This window comes from Bradyrhizobium sp. CCBAU 051011 (genome assembly GCF_009930815.1).
In the GTDB taxonomy this organism is placed as follows: Bacteria; Pseudomonadota; Alphaproteobacteria; order Rhizobiales; family Xanthobacteraceae; genus Bradyrhizobium.
In genome coordinates, this window is sequence record NZ_CP022222.1 from 799,014 (window position 1) to 819,612 (window position 20,599).

The 20,599-nt window shown below is 63.3% G+C and carries 21 protein-coding genes; 7 read left to right on the plus strand and 14 right to left on the minus strand.

The features are described 5' to 3' along the window. The first annotated feature begins 44 nt into the window (after positions 1-44). From ACH79_RS03890 to ACH79_RS03900, 3 genes are all read left to right on the plus strand, one after another. A complete protein-coding gene (locus ACH79_RS03890; protein WP_161849845.1) occupies positions 45-1,016 on the plus strand; it encodes a tripartite tricarboxylate transporter substrate binding protein in 972 nt (323 codons plus the stop codon). Between the two features lie 193 nt (positions 1,017-1,209). After that, positions 1,210-1,695, plus strand: a complete 486-nt coding sequence (locus tag ACH79_RS03895; protein ID WP_161849846.1) for a tripartite tricarboxylate transporter TctB family protein — start codon at positions 1,210-1,212, stop codon at positions 1,693-1,695. A 7-nt stretch (positions 1,696-1,702) separates the two neighbouring features. Then, on the plus strand, positions 1,703-3,211 hold the full coding sequence (locus ACH79_RS03900; RefSeq protein ID WP_161849847.1) for a tripartite tricarboxylate transporter permease: 1,509 nt from the start codon (positions 1,703-1,705) through the stop codon (positions 3,209-3,211). Between the two features lie 7 nt (positions 3,212-3,218). On the opposite strand, the gene ACH79_RS03905 is transcribed toward ACH79_RS03900, so the two are convergent. Then, a complete protein-coding gene (locus ACH79_RS03905; RefSeq protein WP_161849848.1) occupies positions 3,219-4,604 on the minus strand; it encodes a M20 family metallopeptidase in 1,386 nt (461 codons plus the stop codon). A gap of 186 nt (positions 4,605-4,790) precedes the next feature. Here ACH79_RS03905 and ACH79_RS03910 point away from each other — a divergent pair, with 186 nt between their 5' ends. Beyond that, positions 4,791-6,179, plus strand: a complete 1,389-nt coding sequence (locus ACH79_RS03910; protein ID WP_161849849.1) for an LLM class flavin-dependent oxidoreductase — start codon at positions 4,791-4,793, stop codon at positions 6,177-6,179. A gap of 108 nt (positions 6,180-6,287) precedes the next feature. On the opposite strand, the gene ACH79_RS03915 is transcribed toward ACH79_RS03910, so the two are convergent. The 3 genes from ACH79_RS03915 to ACH79_RS03925 form a co-directional block, all read right to left on the minus strand. After that, on the minus strand, positions 6,288-7,952 hold the full coding sequence (locus ACH79_RS03915; RefSeq protein ID WP_161849850.1) for a thiamine pyrophosphate-binding protein: 1,665 nt from the start codon (positions 7,950-7,952) through the stop codon (positions 6,288-6,290). Between the two features lie 285 nt (positions 7,953-8,237). Then, a complete protein-coding gene (locus tag ACH79_RS03920; protein WP_246738415.1) occupies positions 8,238-8,750 on the minus strand; it encodes a GFA family protein in 513 nt (170 codons plus the stop codon). Positions 8,751-8,921: 171 nt separating this feature from the next. Further along, the gene (locus tag ACH79_RS03925; RefSeq protein WP_161849851.1) at positions 8,922-10,046 is read right to left on the minus strand and encodes an alkene reductase; all 1,125 of its coding nucleotides are present in this window, start codon (positions 10,044-10,046) and stop codon (positions 8,922-8,924) included. Positions 10,047-10,153: 107 nt separating this feature from the next. On the opposite strand from ACH79_RS03925, the gene ACH79_RS03930 reads away from it, so the two are divergent. Then, positions 10,154-10,537 carry a winged helix-turn-helix domain-containing protein gene (locus tag ACH79_RS03930; protein WP_161849852.1) on the plus strand — a complete coding sequence of 128 codons (384 nt, stop codon included), beginning with the start codon at positions 10,154-10,156 and terminating at the stop codon, positions 10,535-10,537. Positions 10,538-10,720: 183 nt separating this feature from the next. Here ACH79_RS03930 and ACH79_RS03935 read toward each other — a convergent pair whose 3' ends face one another. Next, positions 10,721-12,217, minus strand: coding sequence for an aldehyde dehydrogenase family protein (locus tag ACH79_RS03935; protein ID WP_161849853.1), 1,497 nt, complete (start codon positions 12,215-12,217; stop codon positions 10,721-10,723). Between the two features lie 197 nt (positions 12,218-12,414). Here ACH79_RS03935 and ACH79_RS03940 point away from each other — a divergent pair, with 197 nt between their 5' ends. Beyond that, positions 12,415-13,266 (plus strand): SDR family oxidoreductase, encoded by an 852-nt coding sequence (locus ACH79_RS03940; RefSeq protein ID WP_161849854.1) that lies wholly within the window; start codon positions 12,415-12,417, stop codon positions 13,264-13,266. 103 nt (positions 13,267-13,369) lie between these two features. On the opposite strand, the gene ACH79_RS03945 is transcribed toward ACH79_RS03940, so the two are convergent. The 7 genes from ACH79_RS03945 to ACH79_RS03975 all read right to left on the minus strand — a co-directional run bounded on the left by ACH79_RS03945 (position 13,370) and on the right by ACH79_RS03975 (position 18,759). Continuing rightward, entirely contained in the window at positions 13,370-13,576 is a 207-nt protein-coding gene (locus ACH79_RS03945; RefSeq protein ID WP_057838027.1) for a hypothetical protein, read from the minus strand. 99 nt (positions 13,577-13,675) lie between these two features. Continuing rightward, on the minus strand, positions 13,676-14,875 hold the full coding sequence (locus ACH79_RS03950) for a hypothetical protein (protein WP_161849855.1): 1,200 nt from the start codon (positions 14,873-14,875) through the stop codon (positions 13,676-13,678). Beyond that, positions 14,872-15,912, minus strand: a complete 1,041-nt coding sequence (locus tag ACH79_RS03955) for a hypothetical protein (RefSeq protein WP_161849856.1) — start codon at positions 15,910-15,912, stop codon at positions 14,872-14,874. Before ACH79_RS03955 ends, ACH79_RS03950 begins: the two co-directional genes overlap by 4 nt. Positions 15,913-16,137: 225 nt before the next feature. Further along, a complete protein-coding gene (locus ACH79_RS03960; RefSeq protein ID WP_161849857.1) occupies positions 16,138-16,413 on the minus strand; it encodes a YiaA/YiaB family inner membrane protein in 276 nt (91 codons plus the stop codon). A 790-nt stretch (positions 16,414-17,203) separates the two neighbouring features. Beyond that, complete coding sequence (locus tag ACH79_RS03965) at positions 17,204-17,599, minus strand: hypothetical protein (protein ID WP_161849858.1); 396 nt, start codon at positions 17,597-17,599, stop codon at positions 17,204-17,206. Positions 17,600-17,743: 144 nt separating this feature from the next. After that, positions 17,744-18,019: a YiaA/YiaB family inner membrane protein gene (locus tag ACH79_RS03970; protein ID WP_057851999.1), complete on the minus strand. Its 276-nt coding sequence runs from the start codon at positions 18,017-18,019 to the stop codon at positions 17,744-17,746. Positions 18,020-18,063: 44 nt separating this feature from the next. Continuing rightward, entirely contained in the window at positions 18,064-18,759 is a 696-nt protein-coding gene (locus ACH79_RS03975) for a PspA/IM30 family protein (RefSeq protein ID WP_161849859.1), read from the minus strand. A 101-nt stretch (positions 18,760-18,860) separates the two neighbouring features. On the opposite strand from ACH79_RS03975, the gene ACH79_RS03980 reads away from it, so the two are divergent. Further along, on the plus strand, positions 18,861-19,469 hold the full coding sequence (locus ACH79_RS03980) for a TetR/AcrR family transcriptional regulator (protein ID WP_161849860.1): 609 nt from the start codon (positions 18,861-18,863) through the stop codon (positions 19,467-19,469). 21 nt (positions 19,470-19,490) lie between these two features. On the opposite strand, the gene ACH79_RS03985 is transcribed toward ACH79_RS03980, so the two are convergent. Together ACH79_RS03985 and ACH79_RS03990 are read right to left on the minus strand one after the other, a co-directional pair. Continuing rightward, positions 19,491-19,988 carry a hypothetical protein gene (locus tag ACH79_RS03985; RefSeq protein ID WP_161849861.1) on the minus strand — a complete coding sequence of 166 codons (498 nt, stop codon included), beginning with the start codon at positions 19,986-19,988 and terminating at the stop codon, positions 19,491-19,493. 189 nt (positions 19,989-20,177) lie between these two features. Further along, a complete protein-coding gene (locus ACH79_RS03990) occupies positions 20,178-20,591 on the minus strand; it encodes a Rieske (2Fe-2S) protein (RefSeq protein ID WP_161849862.1) in 414 nt (137 codons plus the stop codon). Between the last annotated feature and the right edge of the window lie 8 nt (positions 20,592-20,599).

Below are 20,599 nucleotides of genomic sequence, written 5' to 3' on the forward strand. Positions count from 1 at the left end.
CAAGCGGCTCCGGTATCAAGGGAAGCCGCAGGGGAGTGTTGCATATGTTTCGATATGGCCGTCTGACGATCGCCGTTGTTGCCGTCGGCATGCTGATTTCAGCAGCCGCCGGCGCGCAGGAGTATCCCACCAAGCCGATCACCCTGATCGTCCCATGGCCGGCAGGCGGCTCGACCGACCTCTCGATGCGGGCCATCGCCGAAAGCGCTTCCAAGGTGCTCGGACAGCCGATCGCCATCGACAACAAGGCCGGCGGCAGCGGCACCGTCGGCCCCGCCACCATGGCGGCAGGCGCCAAGCCCGACGGCTACACCATCGCGCAGATTCCGATCACCGTATTCCGCCTGCCCTTGATGCAGGAAGTGTCCTGGAATCCGGACAAGGACTTCACCTATATCGTCCACCTCACCGGCTACACGTTCGGCGTCACCACCAGCGCCGAGTCGCCGTTCAAGACCTGGAAGGACGTCGTCGATTACGCCAAGCAGAATCCCGGCAAGGTGACCTATGCGACGCCGGGCGCCGGCACATCGCTGCATATCGGCATGGAGCAGATCGCGACCATGGCCGGCGTCAAGCTCACCCAGGTGCCATTCAAGGGCGGCGCGGAAACCAATGCCGCGGTGCTCGGACAGCACACCATGCTGCAGGCGGATTCGACGGGATGGCGACCGCTGGTCGACGCCGGCAAGCTGCGGCTTCTGATGGTGTGGACCTCGGCGCGCTCACCGAATTATCCCGACGTGCCGACGCTGAAGGAACTCGGCTATCCCATGGTCTATGATTCTCCGTTCGGCATCGCCGGACCGAAGGGCATGGACCCGAAGATCGTCGCCAAGCTGCACGACGCCTTCAAGAAGGCGCTGGATGATCCGGCCGTAATCGCCACGCTGGCGAAATTCGACATGGTGCCGAACTACAAGAACACCGAGGACTACAAGAAGTTCGTCGTCGAGGTTACGGAGTCAGAGCGCAAGGTGGTCGACAAGCTCGGTCTGGCTAAGAAGACGAACTGAACCGCCGTGTCCCGGGGCGCGATGCAGCGCGCAAGCGCTGCTTCGCACAGCCGGGACCCACGGCGCCCGCAAACACTACGCCTGCAAACACATTGGGCCCCGGCTCTGCAGCGCACCACCATAGCGCGTCAAGACGCGCGTAAAACGCGCTGATGGTGCTGCGCAGTGTCCGGGGGACGGCTGAGAGAAGCGCATGAGTAACGGCAACGACGTCAAATTCCGCCTCAACAATTCCGAACTGTGGGGCGGGCTGATCGGGCTTGCGCTCGGCGGCTTCGTGATCTGGTCCGGGCTGAAGCTCAAGCTCGGCACTATCAACGACCCCGGCTCCGGGTTCGTGCTGTTCTATACCGGCATCCTGATGTGCCTGTTCGCCACCTCGATCATCATCGCCGCATTGACCGAGGGTGGACCGACCTTTGGCTCGCGCTGGGTGAACACGCGCTGGACCAAGCCGCTGCTGGTGATCGTCTGCCTCATCGCTTTTTCCTTCGCCCTCAACCCGCTCGGCTTTCTTTTGACCTCCATTCCGCTGATGTTGCTGCTGTTGCGCGTGGTCGATCCGGTCCGCTGGCCGCTGGCCGTTCCAATTGCAGTGCTGGTTCCGCTCGGCATGTGGTGGATCCTCAAGCGCCTGCTCCTGATCCAACTGCCTTCGGGCATCTTCGAAATCGGCTGATCGCACCATGGACACACTCATCAATGTCGCCCATGGCTTCGGCGTCGCCCTGCAACCCGTCAACCTGATCTACTGCTTCATCGGTGTGTTCATCGGCACACTGGTCGGCGTGCTGCCCGGCATCGGCCCGATCTCGGCGATGTCGCTGCTGCTGCCGATCACGCTCTCGGGCACGCCGGAATCCGGCATCATCATGATGGCCGGCATCTACTACGGCTCGATGTATGGCGGCTCGACTACCTCGATCCTGGTCAACATTCCCGGCGAAGCCGCTTCCGTCGTCACCTGTATCGATGGCCACCAGATGGCCAAGCAGGGCCGCGCCGGGCCGGCGCTCGGCATCTCCGCATTCGGCTCGTTCGTCGCCGGCACCTTCGCGCTGATCGCGTTGATGCTGGTGGCGCCCAAGCTCGCCAGCGTCGCGATCGCTTTCGGACCGGCGGAATATTTCAGCCTGATGGTGCTCGGCCTCGTGGTTCTCACCTTCCTGACCCAGGGCTCGATGGCGAAAGCGCTACTGATGGCGTGCATCGGCGTCGTGCTTGGCGTGGTCGGGCTCGACAGCATTACCGCCCAGCCGCGTCTGACTTTCGGCCGGGTGGAACTGATCGACGGCATCGGCCTCGTTCCCGTGGTGATGGGCCTGTTCGGAATCGCGGAAGTGCTGCTCAACACCGAGCAGGTCATCAAGCGCGACATCATCAACACGAAGATCACGCACCTGCTGCCAAGCAGGGCAGACTGGAAAGCCAGTGCCGGCCCGATGTCGCGCGGAACGATCCTTGGATTTTTCCTCGGCATCCTGCCTGGCGGCGGCGCGGTGATCTCGTCGTTCGCGTCCTATGCGCTTGAGAAGCGGCTGTCCAAGACACCGGAGCGCTTCGGCAACGGCGCGATCGAGGGCGTGGCGGGACCCGAAGCAGCCAATAACGCCGCAGCCGGCGGCGCCTTCATTCCGCTGATGACATTAGGCATTCCGCCGAACGTGGTGATGGCGCTGTTGCTGGGCGCCTTCGTCGTTCATGGGCTGCAGCCCGGCCCGCTGATGATCACGCAAAACCCTGGCCTGTTCTGGGGCATTGTCGCCAGCATGTATATCGGCAACCTGATGCTGCTGGTGCTCAATCTGCCGATGATCGGCATGTGGGTGCAGCTTCTCAAGCTGCCCTACAACGTCCTGTTTCCCCTGATCATCCTGTTCACCATCATCGGCGTCTATTGCTCCAGCAACAACGTGTTCGACGTCTATGTGATGATTGCATTCGGCGTGATCGGCTATTTCATGCGCAAGCTCGGCTACGAGCCGGCGCCGTTGGTGCTGGCCTTTGTGCTGGGGCCGATGCTGGAAAACAATTTGCGCAAATCGCTGATCCTATCGCAAGGCGATCTCATGACCTTCGTGCAGCGGCCGATCTCGGCCGCCTGCCTGTTGTTCGCCTTGGTGCTGCTTATCGCGCCGCTGCTGCCCGCGCTGCGCAAGAAGCGCGAGATGGTCGCGCTGGATGAAGGGGTGTGAGCCGCAGCTAGAATGCCCGCTTCTTCTCGCCGAGATCCCAGAACAGTCCCGCCATGATGGCGAGCGCTTCCTCGGTCACCGGCAGAAGAATGTGTTCGTCCGGCGCATGTTGCGAGCAGCCGGGGTAGGAGTGCGGCACCCAGATCGTCGGCAGCCCTAGTCCCTCGGCAAACACGTCGTTGGGCAGCGAGCCGCCGAAATTCGGCAGGATCGCCGGTGCCTTGCCGGTGGTCTTGAGAATTGATTCCGCCGTCCAGTTTACCCAGGGACTGTCGACATCGGTGCGCGAGGCGGCGAAGCGCTGCGTACCGCTGACCTCCACCATCGAAAAGCCGTTGGCATGCAGATGCGTGCGCACGGCGTCGACGACCTCTTCATATCTGGTGCCGACGACGAAGCGAAGCTGCAGCACGGCATTGGCGCGCCCGGGAATGGCGTTGGCCGGCTTCTCGATACTGCCTGACGACATCGCCAGCACTTCCAGCGTATTCCAGGCGAACAGCCGCTCGGCCGGCGTTAGTCCCTCCTCGCCCCAGTCGGGCGCCAGCGCCGGCTCGTCCGCGGTCGGCTCGATCTTCACGTCCGCGAGCGCCGCGCGGACGGCGTTCGAGATCCGCGGCGGCTTCAGCGCGTCGAGCTTCATCCGTCCCTTGCCGTCGACGAGGCTTGCGATGGCGTTGCAAAGGATCGTCGCGGGATTGGCGAGCACCCCACCCCAATTGCCGGAATGGTTTCCGCCTTCGCGCAGATTGACATCAAGATGGATGCGGTTGCCGCCGCGGCAGCCTAGGAAGATGGTCGGCCGCTCCGCTGACAGGCGCGGCCCATCGGACGCCAGGAACAGATCGGCCTTCAGTTCCTCGCGATGGGCTTCGCAGACCTGCCGCAGATCGGGCGAGCCGATCTCCTCGCCGGTTTCGATGATGAATTTGGCGTTGAAGCCGAGCTTGCCGCCGCGGATCTCGCGCACGGCGCGCAAGGCCGCGAGATTGATGCTGTGTTGGCCCTTGTTGTCGGCGGTGCCGCGGCCATAGACGCGTTCGCCTTTGGTCGTGGTCTTCCAGGGATCGAGATTGTCGCGCCACTCGCCCTCCATGCCGTCGACGACATCGCCATGGCCATAGGTGAGCACGGTCGGCAAGGAGGCATCCTCGCGATAATCCGCCAGCAGATATGGTCCCCTGCCAGTCGGCGATTCGATCAGGCGGGTGGAGAAATCGAGCGCGGCAAAGGCAGGCTGAAGGTCCTCGACGAGATAGGCGCGCAACGCGTCCTCGCGGCCGGGGTTCTGGCTTTCGGTCCGATAGCCGACCCTGCGCCCGAGTTCGGCGAGAAACGCGCCGGAATGGAGATACTCGCGTGCCCGCGCAACCGCGTCGGCTCTATCAGCCATATTTTCTTCCTTTGTTCGTTGCCGTGTTGGGCCGCAACCTATCGGGATAACCCGCCCGCTGGAAGTGGTGGGGCGTGCCGAATGGGCCTTGCCAAACACAGCGGGGATGCAACAATTTCAGGCAACAGCCCGGCGATTAACCGGGCGGATGCGCGCGGGAACTCTGCGCGCTTCGAGGTTCGCGTCATGACAAAGCAAATCCGGCTCAACGCCTTCGCCATGAACTGCGTGGCGCATCAATCGCCGGGGCTCTGGACCCATCCGCGCGACCGCACCCTCGGCTACAACCGTCTGCCCTACTGGCTCGATCTGGCAAAGGTGCTGGAGCGCGGGCGGTTCGACGGGCTGTTTCTCGCCGACGTGCTCGGCGTTTACGACGTATTCGGCAATAGCCCGGACGCTGCGCTGCGCAATGCCGCGCAGACCCCGGCCAACGAACCCTTGATGCTGATCCCGGCAATGGCGGCGGTGACGCAAAATCTCGGCTTCGGGGTCACCAGCAATCTCTCCTTCGAGCCGCCCTACCCGTTCGCGCGGCGCATGTCGACGCTCGATCACCTCACCGAAGGTCGCGTCGGCTGGAACGTGGTGACCGGTTATCTCGACAGCGCCGCCCGCGGCGCAGGCAAGGACAAGCAGACCGCGCATGACGACCGCTACGAGATCGCGGATGAATATATGGAGGTGGTCTACAAGCTGTGGGAAGGAAGTTGGGAGGACGACGCCGTGCTACGCGACCGCGCGCGCGGTATCTTTGCCGATCCGTCGAAAGTGCATCGCATCCAGCATGAGGGAACGAACTACCGTCTCAACGCTATTCACCTGAGCGAGCCGTCGCCGCAGCGAACGCCGGTGCTGTATCAGGCCGGCACCTCGCCGCGCGGCCGGCAATTCGCGGCCCAGCACGCCGAATGCGTGTTCATGTCGGGACCGTCGGCCAAGATCATCGGCCCGCGGGTAGCGGCGATCCGGGCGCTCGCCAAGGAGATCGGGCGCAACCCGGCTGAAATCCTGATGTTCTCGATGATGACGATCATTCTCGGCCGCACCGAGGCCGAGGCAAAGGCGAAATACGCCGACTACCGCAAGCACATCGCTCCTGAGGGCGCGCTCGCGCTCATGTCGGGCTGGATGGGCGTCGATTTCTCGAATTACGACCTTGAGCAGCAGGTGCGCCATGTGCAGAACGATGCCGGCCGCACCGCGCTTGATAACGTAACGCGCGCCGATCCTGACAGGGTCTGGACCGTGCGCGAAGTCGTCGAGCATGTCGGCATCGGCGGTGCCGGCCCCGTCGTGGTCGGCACGCCCGAGAAGGTCGCCGACGATATCGAAGCCTGGTTCGAGCAGACCGATGTCGATGGCCTCAACGTCGCGTTCGCCACTTCACCCGGCGATTTCGAGGATATCGCCGACATGCTGGTGCCGGAGCTGACCCGGCGCGGGCGGTACAAGACGGCGTACGCGGAGGGGACGTTGCGGGAGAAGTTGTTCGGCAACGGCCGGGCGCGGCTGACGGAGCAGCACCCGGCGGCAAGGTATCGGCCGCATGGGCGGGCGAAAGCGGCTGAGTAGCGCAACACTAGTCCCGCCGTCATTGCGAGCGAAGCGAAGCAATCCATCGCGCCGCAAGAAGAGAAATGGATTGCTTCGTCGCGTTGCTCCTCGCAATGACGGGGGTAATCAATTCACCGAATTACTCACCACCACCTCGATCAGCTTCGCGCCGGGGCGGCTGAAGGCGGACGACAACACCGACTTCAACTCACCGGGATCGGTCACCTTCGTCGCTTCCAACCCCAGCGATTTCGCCACACCCGTAAAATCCACCGGTGGATCGACAAAATCCATGCCGACGTAATGATCGTCGCCATGGAAGGCGAGCAGCCGCTGCTTGATGATGCGGTAGCCGCCATTGTTGACGATCACGAACGTCAGCGGCAGCTTGTGGTTCGCCGCCGTCCACAGCGACTGGATCGAATACATCGAGCTGCCGTCGCCGGAGTAACACACGACAGGCCGCTGCGGATTGGCGAGGCTGACGCCGACGGACGCCGGCAAGCCCCAGCCGATGCCGCCGGAGGCCAGCGCGTGATAGCCATAGCGATCACGATGCGGGCGCAGCGCGATTATTTGACGCGACGATGTCAGGCCTTCATCGACAAGGATCGCGCTATCAGGCATCGCCTCGACAACCTGCAGCGCCAGCCAGTCCGGATCGATCGGCGAGGTGTTGGCATGTTTCGAGATCTGTTCGACCAGCGGCTTGCGCCGCGCCGTCCAGTTCTTTGATGCGAGCGCGTCGAGTCCTCGCTTCGCGCGCGCCTGCAGCCCGCCGCCGCCGGCGGCCTGCAGCGCCGGCACAAGCGCGCGCAGGGTTTCCTTCACATCAGCCTTCACCGCAATGTCTGCGCCGTAATTCCTGGCAAGGTCGTTGTCGACCAACCCAACCTGCACGATGGACAGCCCGTCCGGCAGCGGATCGGTCTCGCTGTAGACAGACATCCGCAGGGGATCGCCGCCGAGCGCAATGAGGAGATCGTAGGGCGCCAGCGTCTCGCGGGCGATCTTCTGGATGCGCGCGATCGCGCCCATGAAGCACGGACTTTCGGACAGGAAATGCGCGCCATAGGGCGTCGACGACTGATACGCCGGACAGCCCAGCGTTTCCGCCAGCTCGGCGGCCTCCCGCAATGCATCGCTCTTGACGATCTCGTCGCCGACGATGATCACGGGCCGCTCTGCCTTGAGAATACGCGCGGCCAGCGCCTGCAACGCCTCCTCCGACGGCTTGACACTTGTGTCGACGCGGGTTGAGCGGCCGAGCTCGATGCCGGCCTCGGAATTGAGGATGTCGCCCGGCAGCGAGATGAACACCGGTCCCGTCGGCGGCGTGGTCGCGATCTTGGCCGCGCGGCGCACGATCCTTGGCAGATCCTCCAGCCGGGTCACTTCCACCGCCCATTTCACCAGGGGCTGTGCCATCTGCACCAGCGGGCCATAGAGCACCGGCTCGGTCAGGCCGTGGCCCTGCTCCTGCTGGCCGGCGGTGAGGATCAGGGGCGTGCCGGTAAAGCTGGCGTTGTAGAGCGAGCCCATGGCGTTGCCGAGGCCGGGCGCGACATGGACGTTGCAGGCGACGAGCTTGCCCGAGGCGCGGCTGAAACCGTCGGCCATGGCGACGACCAGGCTTTCCTGCATCGCCATCACATAGGTTAGGTCGGGGTGATCCTTCAGCGCGTGCATGATCGGCAATTCGGTGGTGCCGGGATTGCCGAACAGATGCGTGACGCCTTCGTCCTTCAACAGTGCAAGGAATGCCGAACGCCCGGTGATCTTGTTCTTCATTTTTCCTCCCGCCCGCCGCTTCCTTGACGTGCGGGACGGAGGCAGATGACCAAACTTCATCGGCGCGCGCAATGGAACGAGGTTCATGGCTGCTCTGCGCGTGCACTCTCGCGTCCCGGACGCGGCGCAAATACTCTTCGGCGGTACACCGCAGGGCCCAGCCACAAAATCGCGAAAACAACCCCATGCAAAGTAGAATGGGCCCCAGGCTCGCCGCACTCAGGCCGCTTGCGTCCGAGGCAGGAGATGGTCCGTCGTCATGACCCAACCTAATCCCATCCTGCCCTAGACCATCCCCTCACGCTCCGCGCGCTTCTTCTTTTTCGAGCGCTGCCAGACGACGCCGGGATATCCCTTCAGCGGCACCAGCGGCTCGCCCGTATAGGCCCATTCCTGCAATTCTTCGATGGCGATGTGATGGAGCGGCTGGCGACCGGTGCGACCCGAGAACAGCGCGCGGGGAATGTTGACCATGTGGGGCGAGCGCGGGCGTTCATAGGCAATCGGCGTGCCGCAATTGGAGCAGAAACTGCGTACGGTCTTGGTGGCCTCGTCTTCGTAGCGCGCGAGGCTGGTCTTGCCCCTGGTGATCCGAAAACGCTTGCGCCAGCTCCCGACATAGGTCGCGTACGCCGCGCCGTGCGCGCGACGGCTCGACGGCGAATGATCGTGCCAGGCCCAGCGCGCCGGCACGTCGATCTCGAAGGCGACCTTGCCGCACAGGCATTGGCCGGCGGCCGGTTTGCCGAGTGCGACAGCCTTGGTTTTCTTTTGCTCTAATTCCTCTTCCGGAAACATGTTGTGTTGCCTCTTCCCGTCATTGCAAGGAGCGAAGCGACGAGAGGCGCCGTCATTCCGGGATGGTGCGTTAGCACCAGACCCGGAATCTCGAGATTCCGGGTTCGATGCTTTGCATCGCCCCGGAATGACAAGCTCCTACTCGTTCCGCTCGCGCGAGCGGCAGGAGCCTCACGCCTGCTCCAGCTCATCGTGCTCCGGATAGTCCGTATAACCCGCCACGTCGCCGCCGTAGAAGGTGGCGCGGTTATAAGGCGTCAGCGGGAAGCCGCGCTGCAGGCGGCGCGGCAGGTCCGGATTGGAGATGAAGATGCGGCCGAAGGCGACCGCATCGGCATGGCCATCCCTGATTGCTGCATCGGCAGTCTCGCCGGTAAAGCCGCCGGCGGTGACCAGCACGCCCTTCCAGATCGGGCGGAACAGCACCATCGCCGACGGCACGTTCTGGTGGTTGACCTCGGCGCGGCCGGCGCCGGAGGAGCGCGGCTCGATGAAATGCAGATACGCCAGCCCAAGCGGATTGAGCTGCTCGACCGCATAGGTGTAGAGCGGCATCGGGTCCGGCTCGCCGCTGCCATTGGCAACACCATAGGGCGACAGCCGCACGCCGACGCGGTCGGCGCCCCAGACCTCAACCACGGCCTGCGTCACCTCCATCAGGAAGCGCACGCGGTTCGGAATCGAACCGCCATATTGATCGGTGCGCAGGTTGGTGTGCGATTGCAGAAACTGCTCGATCAGATAGCCGTTGGCGCCATGTACCTCGACACCGTCGAAGCCGGCGGCAAGCGCGTTCTTTGCGGCCTGGCGATAGGCGTCGATCACGCCGGGAATTTCCGACGTCTCGAGCGCGCGCGGCGTCTCGTAGGGGACAGCCTTGCCATCAGCCGTGCCTGTTTTCAGGTCCGCGATCGGTACCGCCGAAGGCGCGACCGGCAGCACGCCACCAGGCTGGAACGAGGAATGCGAGACCCGCCCGACATGCCAGAGCTGCAAGAAAATTACGCCGCCCTTGGCGTGAACCGCATCGACCACCTCGCGCCAGCCGGCGATCTGAGCTTCCGTATAGATGCCGGGCACGCCGGGGCTGCCGAAGCCCGTCGCCATCACGGGCGAAGCTTCGGCGATCAGCAATCCGCCCGGCGTCGCGCGCTGCGCGTAATACTCCGCATTCAATGGCCGCGGCGCCAGCGAGGGCTTGGCTGCCCGCATCCGCGTCAACGGTGCCAGCGCGAGACGATGCTGGAGCTGATAGGGACCGACCTTGAGCGGCGAAAACAGCGATGGATACTTCATGTCTATTCCAGAACCCCCGTGTTGATACGGATATGTAACCGCTTCAGCTTGTTCGTAAAAGGCTCCGGTGGCAATCTCGCCACGCGATGCAAGAGAGCAAGTCGCCCATGCCGAAAACGAACGCCAGATCGCTGCCTTCGCTGAGCGTCCGGATCGACCTGGCTGACGAGGCACGCATCGGACCCGGCAAGATTCAGTTGTTGGAGAGCATCGCGGCCTGCGGCTCGATCTCGGCCGCTGGCCGCGCGATGGATATGTCCTACAAGCGCGCCTGGGACCTGGTCGACGAAATCAACCGGATCTGCCGGCAGGCTGCGGTCGAACGGCAAACCGGCGGCAAGAACGGAGGCGGCGCGGTACTGACGCCGTTCGGCACGTCGTTGATTGCGCGCTACCGCAAGATCGAACGCAATGCCGCCAGCGCCGCGCGCAAGGAGCTCGAGGCGCTACACAAGGAGATCGGGCGGCCGAGGAAAACCGCCAGCCGGTGAAAGAGAAATGATGGCTCGAAGCCGCCACGGACTCTCTTCACCTGTCCCGCTCGCGGGGGAGATCGGATCGCATCAAATGATGCGATCCGGGTGGGGGCTCTCTCCACATTATGGCTTGCGGAGAGAGCCCCCACCCCAGCCCTCCCCCGCAAGCGGGAGAGGGAGCGCAATCCTGACGCGGCGCTAGGCCGTCTTGATCCAGACTGCCTTGACGTTGAGATATTCCTCGACGTGCTGCTTGCCGGACTCGCGGCCATAACCGCTCATCTTGTAGCCGCCGAACGGCACTGCCGGATCCATCGCCTGATAGCAGTTGACCCAGACCGAGCCGGCGCGCAGCGCCTTCGCAACCTGGTGCGCCTTGCTGACATTGGTGGTCCAGACGCCGCTGCCCAATCCGAAGGTGGTGGCATTGGCGCGCTTGACCAGTTCGTCGGTATCCTCGAAGGAAATCGCCGAGATCACCGGACCGAAAATTTCCTCCTGCGCAATCCGCATATTGTCCTGTACATTGGCGAAGACTGTCGGCTGCACGAAATAGCCCTTCGAAAGCGGGCCTTCGGTCAACCGGCCGCCGCCGGCCACTGCCCTGGCGCCTTCCTTCTGGCCGATGTTGAGATATTCGCTGACGCGATCCATCTGCTGTTGCGAGACCAGCGGTCCGATCTGCGTGTTCGGATCGATGCCGTTGCCAACCTGCAGCTTCTTGCCGAACTCGGCGACGCGGCCGACGAACTCGTCATAAACCTTCTGTTCGACGAACAGCCGCGTGCCGGCGCTGCAGATCTGCCCTGAATTGGCGAACACCGCCATTGCCGCACCGGGCACCGCGGCGTCGAGATCGGCATCGGCGAACACGATGTCGGGCGACTTGCCGCCGAGTTCGAGCGACACGCGCTTGAGGTTGCCGGCGGAGGCGCGGATGATCGACTGTCCGGTGACGTGCGAGCCGGTGAACGCGACCTTGTCGACATCGGGATGTGACGCCAGCGTAGCGCCCGCGGTCTCGCCATAACCGGGCACAACATTGACGACGCCGGGCGGGACGCCGGCTTCCATGCAGAGTTCGGCCAGCCGCAGCGAGGTCAGCGGCGCTTCCTCGGCGGGCTTCAGCACCACCGTGCATCCGGTTGCGATCGCGGGACCGATCTTCCAGACGGTCGCGGCGAGCGGCCCGTTCCAGGGAATGATTGCGCCAACGACGCCAATCGGCTCCTTCAACGTGTAGGAGAAGATTTCGCCGGGCAGCGAGTTCTCGATGGTTTCGCCGTGCAGCGCCGTCGCCTGCCCCGCGTAATAGCGCAGCATGCCGAGCACGCGCAGCCGGTTGCCGCGGGTGCGGCTGATCGGCGCGCCCATGTCCAGCGTGTCGAGCTGCGACAACTCCTCGAAATTCTTCTCGACGAGATCGGCAAGCTTCAACAACAGGCCCTGCCGCTCATATGGCTTGACCTTGCTCCACGGCCCCTCGAAGGCGCGGCGGGCCGCCGCCACGGCGCGGTTGATGTCCTCCGCGTCGCCCTCGGCGACGGTCGCGAGCAATTCGCCGGTCGCCGGGTTGTGGGTCTCGAACCGCTTGCCGGAGGCGGCATCGACCCATTGGCCGTCGATCAACATCTTCTTGTAGGAGCCGTCCGCATAGGGATGGCGCGTGATCGGAATTGCCTGGGTGACAGCCATGTCTACACTCCCTTGAAGTCAGTCAGGATTCTTGTGGTCGCTATATCTGAATATCTATAACGGTGGCATGAAACCGTAACGCAGCCGAACGCTTGCCGAAAGCGGCCGACGCGAAGACCTCCCATGCCCTTTCGTCCATGGTAGTCTAAGGTATCCGCCGAGCGAAACCATACCTCAGATATGTCCGGAGAATGACGATGCCCCATCCAGCGATGTCGCCAAATCATGTTGCCGTGATCACCGGGGGCGCCTCCGGCATCGGGCTCGCTGCCGCGATGCGTTTCGCCGGCCTCGGCATGAGGGTGTGCATCGCCGATATCGGCGCCGAGCGCCTCGCCGAGACCGCGGCCAAACTGGCGTCTGTCGCCAAGGGCGGCGCGGCCGACATCATGACGGCATCGGTCGACGTGAGCCGCTTCGATGACGTCGCCGGGCTTGAAACCGCGGTGCAAAAGCGGTTCGGCGGTACCGACATCCTGATGAACAATGCCGGCATCGGCCCCGACAGCAACAGCTTTGGTCCGCTGGAGAACTGGCAGCGCATTCTCGCGGTAAACCTGTGGGGTGTCATTCACGGCACCCAGGCCTTCGTGCCCCACATGGTCGAACGCGGGCGCCCCGGCCTCGTCATCAATACCGGCTCCAAGCAGGGCATCACGACGCCGCCCGGCAATCCCGCCTACAACGTCTCGAAGGCCGGCGTGAAAGCGCAGACGGAGGCACTGCAGCACGAATTGCGCAACCTGCCGGGCTGCCAGATCAGCGCGCATCTGATGATCCCCGGTCACGTCTTCACTGCCCTGACCGCCCGCGGCCGCACCGAGAAGCCGCCGGGCGCCTGGACGCCGGAGCAGACCGTCGACTTCATGATTGAGCGCATCGACGCCGGCGATTTCTACATCCTGTGCCCCGACAACGATGTGCCGCGGCAGCTCGATGAACGGCGCATGCTGTGGGCCGCCGGCGACATCGTCGAAAATCGCCCCGCATTGTCGCGCTGGCATCCGGATTACGCGGAAGCGTTCGCGAAGTTTGTGAAGGGGGAATAGTTCGTAGGGTGGGCAGAGCGAAGCGTGCCCACCATCGCGAGCGCGGCATTGAGTGGTGGGCACGTCGCTACGCGCCTTTGCCCACCCTACGAACCGCGAACCTCTAAAGCGTCACCTGCTTGTCGCCGCATTGCTTGCAGGTGTATTTGACGCGGGTTTCGCCCTTTTCCGCCTGGACGCGGTTGGGCGCGCCGCATTTGCCGCAGACCGCCTCGATCCGGGTGTTACCCTGTTTGACGACGATGGCCTTCTTTGCCATCGTCTCGCGGATCAGGCGCTCGGCCTCCTCGCGCATCGCTTGCTTCGACATCGGCCTGCCCCGTCATGAACGCTACGGCCGCGGTCTTATCACAGTCTCGATGCATTTCGTAAGTCGCGCGTGAAAAATCTCGTGACGGAATACGGAATGTCACGTCGTCTCCGGCGTCAGCGCCAGCAGACGCCGCACCAGCGCCAGCGCGGTTTCGGTGGCCGGATCGGCCGAAATCACGGGAACCGCGAGCGCGATGACGTCGATCGGATCGTGCGAGAGGACGATGAGATGTGTCGCGCTGTTGGCCGCCAGCAGTGACACCACGCGCTCGACGGCAGGATCGGACGATGTCAGGCCCCACGGCGCGTCGGGACGGCGCAGCACCCGCCGGCTCGACAGGAAATCGCGCAGCAACGGCGGATCGTAAGTCAGGAGTTCGCTCTCCCGATAACGCCGGGCACTCTCGAAGATCGGATGGCGCGCGAGTTCCGCTATCAGCGCATCGCGCGTCTGGGCCGGCGAGACCGCGACGGAATTGAGAACGCCGGGCACCTGCGCTTCGAAGTGGGCGCGCAACGCGTCCACCATCAGCCCGATGGTGAGAACGCCTGCGATGGCGATGGCGCAAAATCGCATGACCTGCGCCGCATCGGCATCCGGCGCGACAAACGCCGCGGCAATCCCGAGAAGCGCCGAACTCGACAGCCGCAGGACTGTCAGCACCAGCGCCTGACGCTGCGTTTCCGCACCACGTTCCGCGATCAGGATCGCTGTCACTACGAGCAGCGCCCCCAATGCTCCAAGCCTGACCGGGATGTCCGGAAACAGCACCCTGAAATCGGTGACGATGAAGGGAATGACCAGAACGGCGCCCACGGCGAGGCGAGCGATGCTGCGATTTTCCGACGCCATCAGCGTGGTCCGGTCGCGCGTCGCCAGCAGCCAGGCGCAGATGGCGAAACCGCCAAGCTGGAACAACGCAAGCAGCATGGCGGCGGGCATTGCGAGGGTTTCCAGTCCGGCAGCGCCGGCGAGACCAAGCGCGATGCCGCCGGTCAGAATTGCGATCTTGGCCCATCGCGGGGCATGACGCCGCAAAATGCCTTCCGTGACGATCAATCCGCCGAGCGGGATCAGCGCGGCCGGAATCGCCGACAAATTATTTAGCGCCGCGCTGCCGCTCCACCACGCCGTGCCACGCACCAGGAACAGCGACGCGATAATGCCAAGCGCCATCAAAAGACGCCGCGTCAGCGGGCCCCTGGGATCGCGCCGGTGGAGCGTGACCATGGCGACGCCAAGCCCGATCGCGCCGCAGAAATTGACGATGGAATCGGCGATCATGTCTGGCGTCATCGGCCGTTCCCCAGCCATGGGCGCAGGCTGCCGAACGGACGCGTATCGTCGAACCAGTAGACCACCGGCAGTATCAGCCGCTGCAGCGCCAGCACGGCGGAGGCAGCTAACAGCGCCGGCATTGAGCCGGCCGGCACATCCTGCTGGATGTAGCGGCGCGCGCCGGCGAGATCGATGCGGCCAATCTGAAGGACGTCGTCGCCCCTTCCGTAATCGAGTTCGCGCGCGCACCAGGCGTTATATTGCTCGTCGCGATGCTTCGGCGCGACTTCGAAGGTCTTCTTCAGCGCATCCGATCCGCCGGTATAGGCATTGGTGATGACAAACCGTGCCTCGTCAAAACCGGCTTCCTCACCCACGCCGAACACGGCGCGATGACGGGACATGATGCCACGCGCCAGTTGCAGATGCGCAAAGCTCTGGCGTGCGTCCGGATGCGGCGACGGAAAGACATCGGAAAAGGTCTGGCTGACCATGCCGACCACCGACGGCACCTGCGTGACGTTCGAGATCCATTTCGGACGCAGGCCGTCACGGACAAACAGAACCAGTGCCGTCAGGCCATACAGCACCCAGGAGAGCCCCTGCCCGCGCTCATCGGGATCGACCATGACAAGGCCGAGATGCGTGACCTCCACCGGCTCGCCGTCAAGCTCGACTTCCATGACCGACAGCGCGTTGAAGGCGATCGGCCGCCCGGTCGCTTCCTCGGAGATCAGCGTAACGATGGCACGCGAAAGCCGTTCGCGCTCGCCGGAGAATATGCCGTAGGTAAGGTCCTCCTCCGGCAGCGACTTGGCGGCCACGACGCGCAGTTGCGACACCAGTTCGTCGAGTTCGGCTTTGGAGAGCGACAGGCCGGGGGCCTCGACAATACGCGTGACCAGCCCGGAATGGGTCCGCAGGGCAAGATCGATGGTAGGCTGGCGCAGCGCCTTCAGCCAGAAAGCGGCGTAACCGCGCAAGCGCCCGGCGGTGGACCCGACCTGCGCCAGACCGCGACGTATCGCCGAATTATCGCTCCAGAATGACGCCATGCGACCCGCCTGCACCGGGGCCGGACTTGTGCGCCCCGCCCGTTAAGGACCCATGATTGCGGCGAGTTGCGGCTGCAGCAAGGTAAACGATGTATTGAACGCGTCGAACGCCCCACAAGATACGCAAACGGCGGATGCGCAAACATCCGCCGCCTGCCTTCGCCAGGACCGCGCCACAGGAAACGCGGCCTGGATTTACGAAGCCTGGATTTATGACGCCTTGATCTACGAAGCCTTGGAAACTTCCATCAAGAGCCGCTCGGCCTTGGCATCCTCGATGCGGTTGACCATCCGGCTGCTCTCGTGAACGTCGCGCACTGTCTTGGTCAGGGGGACGCAGGACTGAATGAGCATCACGATGCCCATCGCGAGATAGCCCTTGATCCAGAGATCGACGGGGAGAAAGTAGACGCCGATAGCGACCAGGAAGGCTGAAGCGCCGAACGAAGCGTAGGTGAAGGTGACCCAGGCGTTGCTGTGATGCGGGGAATTCTGATTCATGGCGCCATCCTGCTGATGTTATGTGTCGATCGAAAATCGCAGACCGGTTGCGTAGGCTTCGCGCATCCAATTACGCGAGTTAACCCGTGCGACCTTCTGCGCCCGCGCCAGTTAACAAGCTATGAGCCGAGCATCTTCAGGTTGTGCGAAGGTAAACGATATCTTGAGCGGCCGCATCAAAAATGATTGATGCAGGAACGGCCGACGCCTGCCGGATCAGGCCGGTTGGCTGCGACGATTGTGCGAGAGCAAGGAGCAGGCACCAGCGGAGAGTGCCCCGATGATTACGATCGGAATCAGCGAGCACAGCGGCGGTGGCACCACCTTGTTCCCCAGTTGAACCCACAAACAGAGGCTTAGTCCGACGGCAACGGCCCCCCCCGACGATTGTGGTCAAAGGCACCCGCAAAGAAATGGGCACGATATAGGCCAGGACTCCGTCAATAGGTCCGGTAGTCGCACATATGATCAGGCTGAAGAAAAACACTATGTGAATGGGATAAATGTCGACGGGAGCTCCCCCGGCCGCGACGGCCGCCACCAGCAATGCAGCGAAGACTCCGAATACCGGACCCAGCAAAACGAACACGAGGGCTCTTCGCAGCCCACGCGAAATCGGATGCCCGCGGCTACCATCATTCTGAGCAGGATTCTCAAAAGGCATGGGCATTCCTTTGGTGGGGAACGAAAGGACGGGCCCATCCCGGACAAGCAAAACGGGGTGCTGAGATCCCCGCCGTCCGCCCTCGCTAGCCGCCTGACAGGTTACGCGGTCTGCAGCATCCCTTCTTCACGCGCTGACCGGTTCAAGGGAATGCCGGTGACGGCCACCATAGTCGTGCGACAACAACGAACATGCGCCCATGAGGACAGCGCCGCCAATGGCGAGCGTCAGCACTATTGATGGCGGCAACAAACTACTGAACAGCACTAGGGCTTCGCCCGTGGCAATCGCCGCTCCAACCATCGCGGTCAGGTACGCCCGCAAAGAGATCGGCAAAACGCTAAGATATCCATCCGCAAGGCCTGCGATTACCGACGCAGGCAAGGTGACGACGGCCAGTACCACCGCGCATAAGGTTGCGAGGTCCGCCGATTTTCCGCCAAAGATGGCGACACACGACAACAAGACCATGACGAACACCGACACCGGTGCCACCACAAGAAATACGAACGCTCTTTTCATCGAAGCGGACCTTCTAACAAAAGGTTGAGTGGCTTGATCATCGAAGCCGGCGAACAGACGGCGGATGCTGAGGCACCCGCCGCCCGCCCTCGCCAGCACCGCGTCACAGGTTACGCGGCCTTGCAAATCAGGCAGCCTTTGAAATCAAGCGGCCTTGGAGACTTCCATCAGCAACCGCTCGGCCTTGGCGTCCTCGATGCGGTTCACCAGCTTGCCGCTCTCGTGCATGTCGCGAACGGTCTTGGTCAGGGTGACGCAGGACTGCACCAGCATGACGATGCCCATCGCCAGATAGCCCTTGATCCAGAGATCGAGCGGCAGGAAGAACACGCCGATGGCGACCATGAAGGCGGAGGCAGAGAACGAGACATAGGTGAAGGTAACCCAGGCACCGCTGTGGGGTTGGACATTCTGGTTCATGATAATCTCCTGTTGATATGGGTTTTAATCGTTCGGGTTCAGTGTCAGGCAGCTTGCGTGCGTTTGGCGTTCAGCCGCGCGAGCACGTCGTCCGCGGTTGATTTGAGCCGAGGGCCAAAACCCTGTTCGGCGAGCTTTTCGGCGGTCGCCAGCGGACCGCTGGCCGCGTCGAGTTCGATCAGGGCGTCGGCGGCGGCCTGGGCCTCGATCTGCCGCTCGCGCAGGCGCTTCAGCGTGTTCTCCGCTTCCGGCAGCGTGGATTCGTAAGGACGTGCCGCTTCGATGCCGCCCCTACGAAGATTGCGAACTGCTTCGGCCGCACGGGCGATGCGACGGCCGCGCTCGAGCTCGGTGATCCGCGCCTCGGCAGTGCTGACCTGACGCTTCATTCGCGTGATTTCAGTCGCGAACAGCGTCCGCGCGGTCATCGCGGCATCGCGGTCGGCTTCGAGATTGGCGATCGCCTGCGCCGCCTCGCGGGCGAGATCTTCCCTTCCGCCATCGAGCGCAGCAGTGGCGCGAACTTCGAGGTCGGCGATCCGCGCGTTGGTGGCGTCGAGACGGCGGCCTTCCTGCTGGTCACCTGCGATCGCCAGCGCCAGCGAGCGCTTGGAACGTTCGACGGCAGCCGCGGCATCGCGCATCTGCTGATCGAGAATGAGCAGCGCCGCGCGGTCTTCCAGTTCTTCCCCCGCGACAGTCACGCTGCCCCGGAAAAGCGTCAAAACAGTTTTGAACATCGGTAGCTCCCTGTGTTATGAGCACTGCTCATGAATTAGTTGTAGCACATCGTGAGCATTGCTCAAGAATTATTTTGAGCGGCGCTCAAGACAGGTGGAAGATGTCCAAGGCATTGGAAAGACGAGCCATTCACCGAGAATCCTTGATTCTGGCGGGGGAGCGACGGATTGCCGCAGATGGATTGGCGGGTCTAAAAACCCGCGATCTGGCCCGGGACATCGGCGTCGCCAACGGCGCGGTCTACAATCTCGTCGAGGACGTCGACGAACTGATCCTGCGGGTCGGATCGCGCACGCTGGCGCGGCTCGACGCCGCGCTCACATCAGCCGAAGCCGACGGCCCCGCCTCCCCTCGCGAAACGCTGGTGCGTATCGCGGTCGCCTATTGCGATTTCGCCGCTGAAAATCTCGAACTATGGCGCGCGCTGTTCGAACACCGGATGGCGCCGGGCAAGCCGGTGCCGGAATGGGCGATCAGCGAACAGATGAATCTGTTCCGCCACATCTATCACCCGCTCGCCAAACTCTTTCCGATGCGAACGCCGGCCGAACTGGGCGTGACGGCGCGCAGCCTGTTCTCCGCGGTGCACGGCATGGTGCTGCTCGGGCTCGAACAGAAGCTGATCGCGGTGCCGGTCGAGGCGCTACGGGAAGAGATCGCAGCCATCGTGCGCGCGATGGTCGATGGGCTGACGGGGAAGTCTGATTAGACCTCGAAGATAACGTCACAGTCAGTCTCGATCGTCGCGGTCGTGCTCCTGCAGGCGTTTCCATGGATCCTCGGCTCTTGGAGGCTCGCCCGGGCCGTAATTCTCCACGATCAAATCTTCAAGCCAGACCTGGCCGTGCGGGCCGGCGACGCGCTTCGAGCGCAATGGGCTGGTCCAGTTGCACACCTCAGGTTGATAGAACACATAGCGGCTGCTCTTCGCCACGATCGCGAAGAAGAGGTAGGCGCGGGCCGGCTCGAAGTAAAATTCGCAATCCATGTCCTTGTAGACGTCCAGCAGCCTGACGCGGGCGGCCAGTTTGTCGGCCCCCTTCCAGACGCGATCGACGTCTACGGTCCAGGTGTGACCATTCACGTCCAGCACGTTGCCGATGAAGACGTACTGAGTGCGTGCAAAACCCTCGGCAGGCGAGATCGAATCGCACGTGCAGGCATGCGCGACGTCGGCCGCCGTCGCCGACAGACACAGCAAACCGACGAGCCACGCGAGAACCTTCAAGGGCGGCCGCCACAACATGCGATGAGTCATATCCATCTCCCGCTAAGGAGTTCAGTCAAGGTGCAGGCCGTTATGTCGCGCCGCGATCGACACAAGCCGTAGGGTGGGCAAAACGAAGCGTGCCCACCATTGCGAGCAGAGTGCTGGATGGTGGGCACGGCGCAAGTGCGCCTTTGCCCACCCTACGGACTACATCTCGACAATCACGTAGCTGTCCTCGACATGCACCGGAAACGTCTCGGCCACGTAAGGACCCTTCTGCAGTTCCTCGCCGCTTTCGACTGCTACCGGATACGAACGCACCTTCACCCGCTTCGGATCGAAATACGATTGCCCATTGCGCATGTCGAATTCCCAGCCGTGCCACGGGCAACGCAACAATTCGCCGACGCGCGAGCGCTGATAGACACCCGGCTCCGGCGAGGTCAGCCGCGCCACGCAGGCAGCCTTTTCCAGCGGCGCGCCCTCATGCGGGCAGCGATTGAGCAGCGCGAAGAACTCGCCATTGACGTGGAACACGACGATGTCACGGCCCTCGACGCCAAAGACCTTGTTGCCGCCGGGCGGGATGTCTGTCGTGCGGGCGACGATGTGACGGGCCATGTGATCCT

What these genes read in the sequence shown, in the direction of transcription:
- ACH79_RS03940 (WP_161849854.1), top strand. Translation starts at nt 12,415, where the DNA reads ATGCCCCATCCAGCGATGTCGCCAAATCATGTTGCCGTGATCACCGGG.
- ACH79_RS03935 (WP_161849853.1), bottom strand. Translation starts at nt 12,217, where the DNA reads ATGGCTGTCACCCAGGCAATTCCGATCACGCGCCATCCCTATGCGGAC.
- ACH79_RS03890 (WP_161849845.1), top strand. Translation starts at nt 45, where the DNA reads ATGTTTCGATATGGCCGTCTGACGATCGCCGTTGTTGCCGTCGGCATG.
- ACH79_RS03930 (WP_161849852.1), top strand. Translation starts at nt 10,154, where the DNA reads ATGCCGAAAACGAACGCCAGATCGCTGCCTTCGCTGAGCGTCCGGATC.
- ACH79_RS03970 (WP_057851999.1), bottom strand. Translation starts at nt 18,019, where the DNA reads ATGAACCAGAATGTCCAACCCCACAGCGGTGCCTGGGTTACCTTCACC.
- ACH79_RS03905 (WP_161849848.1), bottom strand. Translation starts at nt 4,604, where the DNA reads ATGGCTGATAGAGCCGACGCGGTTGCGCGGGCACGCGAGTATCTCCAT.
- ACH79_RS03960 (WP_161849857.1), bottom strand. Translation starts at nt 16,413, where the DNA reads ATGAATCAGAATTCCCCGCATCACAGCAACGCCTGGGTCACCTTCACC.
- ACH79_RS03910 (WP_161849849.1), top strand. Translation starts at nt 4,791, where the DNA reads ATGACAAAGCAAATCCGGCTCAACGCCTTCGCCATGAACTGCGTGGCG.
- ACH79_RS03990 (WP_161849862.1), bottom strand. Translation starts at nt 20,591, where the DNA reads ATGGCCCGTCACATCGTCGCCCGCACGACAGACATCCCGCCCGGCGGC.
- ACH79_RS03945 (WP_057838027.1), bottom strand. Translation starts at nt 13,576, where the DNA reads ATGTCGAAGCAAGCGATGCGCGAGGAGGCCGAGCGCCTGATCCGCGAG.
- ACH79_RS03965 (WP_161849858.1), bottom strand. Translation starts at nt 17,599, where the DNA reads ATGAAAAGAGCGTTCGTATTTCTTGTGGTGGCACCGGTGTCGGTGTTC.
- ACH79_RS03975 (WP_161849859.1), bottom strand. Translation starts at nt 18,759, where the DNA reads ATGTTCAAAACTGTTTTGACGCTTTTCCGGGGCAGCGTGACTGTCGCG.
- ACH79_RS03900 (WP_161849847.1), top strand. Translation starts at nt 1,703, where the DNA reads ATGGACACACTCATCAATGTCGCCCATGGCTTCGGCGTCGCCCTGCAA.
- ACH79_RS03915 (WP_161849850.1), bottom strand. Translation starts at nt 7,952, where the DNA reads ATGAAGAACAAGATCACCGGGCGTTCGGCATTCCTTGCACTGTTGAAG.
- ACH79_RS03950 (WP_161849855.1), bottom strand. Translation starts at nt 14,875, where the DNA reads ATGACGCCAGACATGATCGCCGATTCCATCGTCAATTTCTGCGGCGCG.
- ACH79_RS03980 (WP_161849860.1), top strand. Translation starts at nt 18,861, where the DNA reads ATGTCCAAGGCATTGGAAAGACGAGCCATTCACCGAGAATCCTTGATT.
- ACH79_RS03925 (WP_161849851.1), bottom strand. Translation starts at nt 10,046, where the DNA reads ATGAAGTATCCATCGCTGTTTTCGCCGCTCAAGGTCGGTCCCTATCAG.
- ACH79_RS03895 (WP_161849846.1), top strand. Translation starts at nt 1,210, where the DNA reads ATGAGTAACGGCAACGACGTCAAATTCCGCCTCAACAATTCCGAACTG.
- ACH79_RS03955 (WP_161849856.1), bottom strand. Translation starts at nt 15,912, where the DNA reads ATGGCGTCATTCTGGAGCGATAATTCGGCGATACGTCGCGGTCTGGCG.
- ACH79_RS03920 (WP_246738415.1), bottom strand. Translation starts at nt 8,750, where the DNA reads ATGTTTCCGGAAGAGGAATTAGAGCAAAAGAAAACCAAGGCTGTCGCA.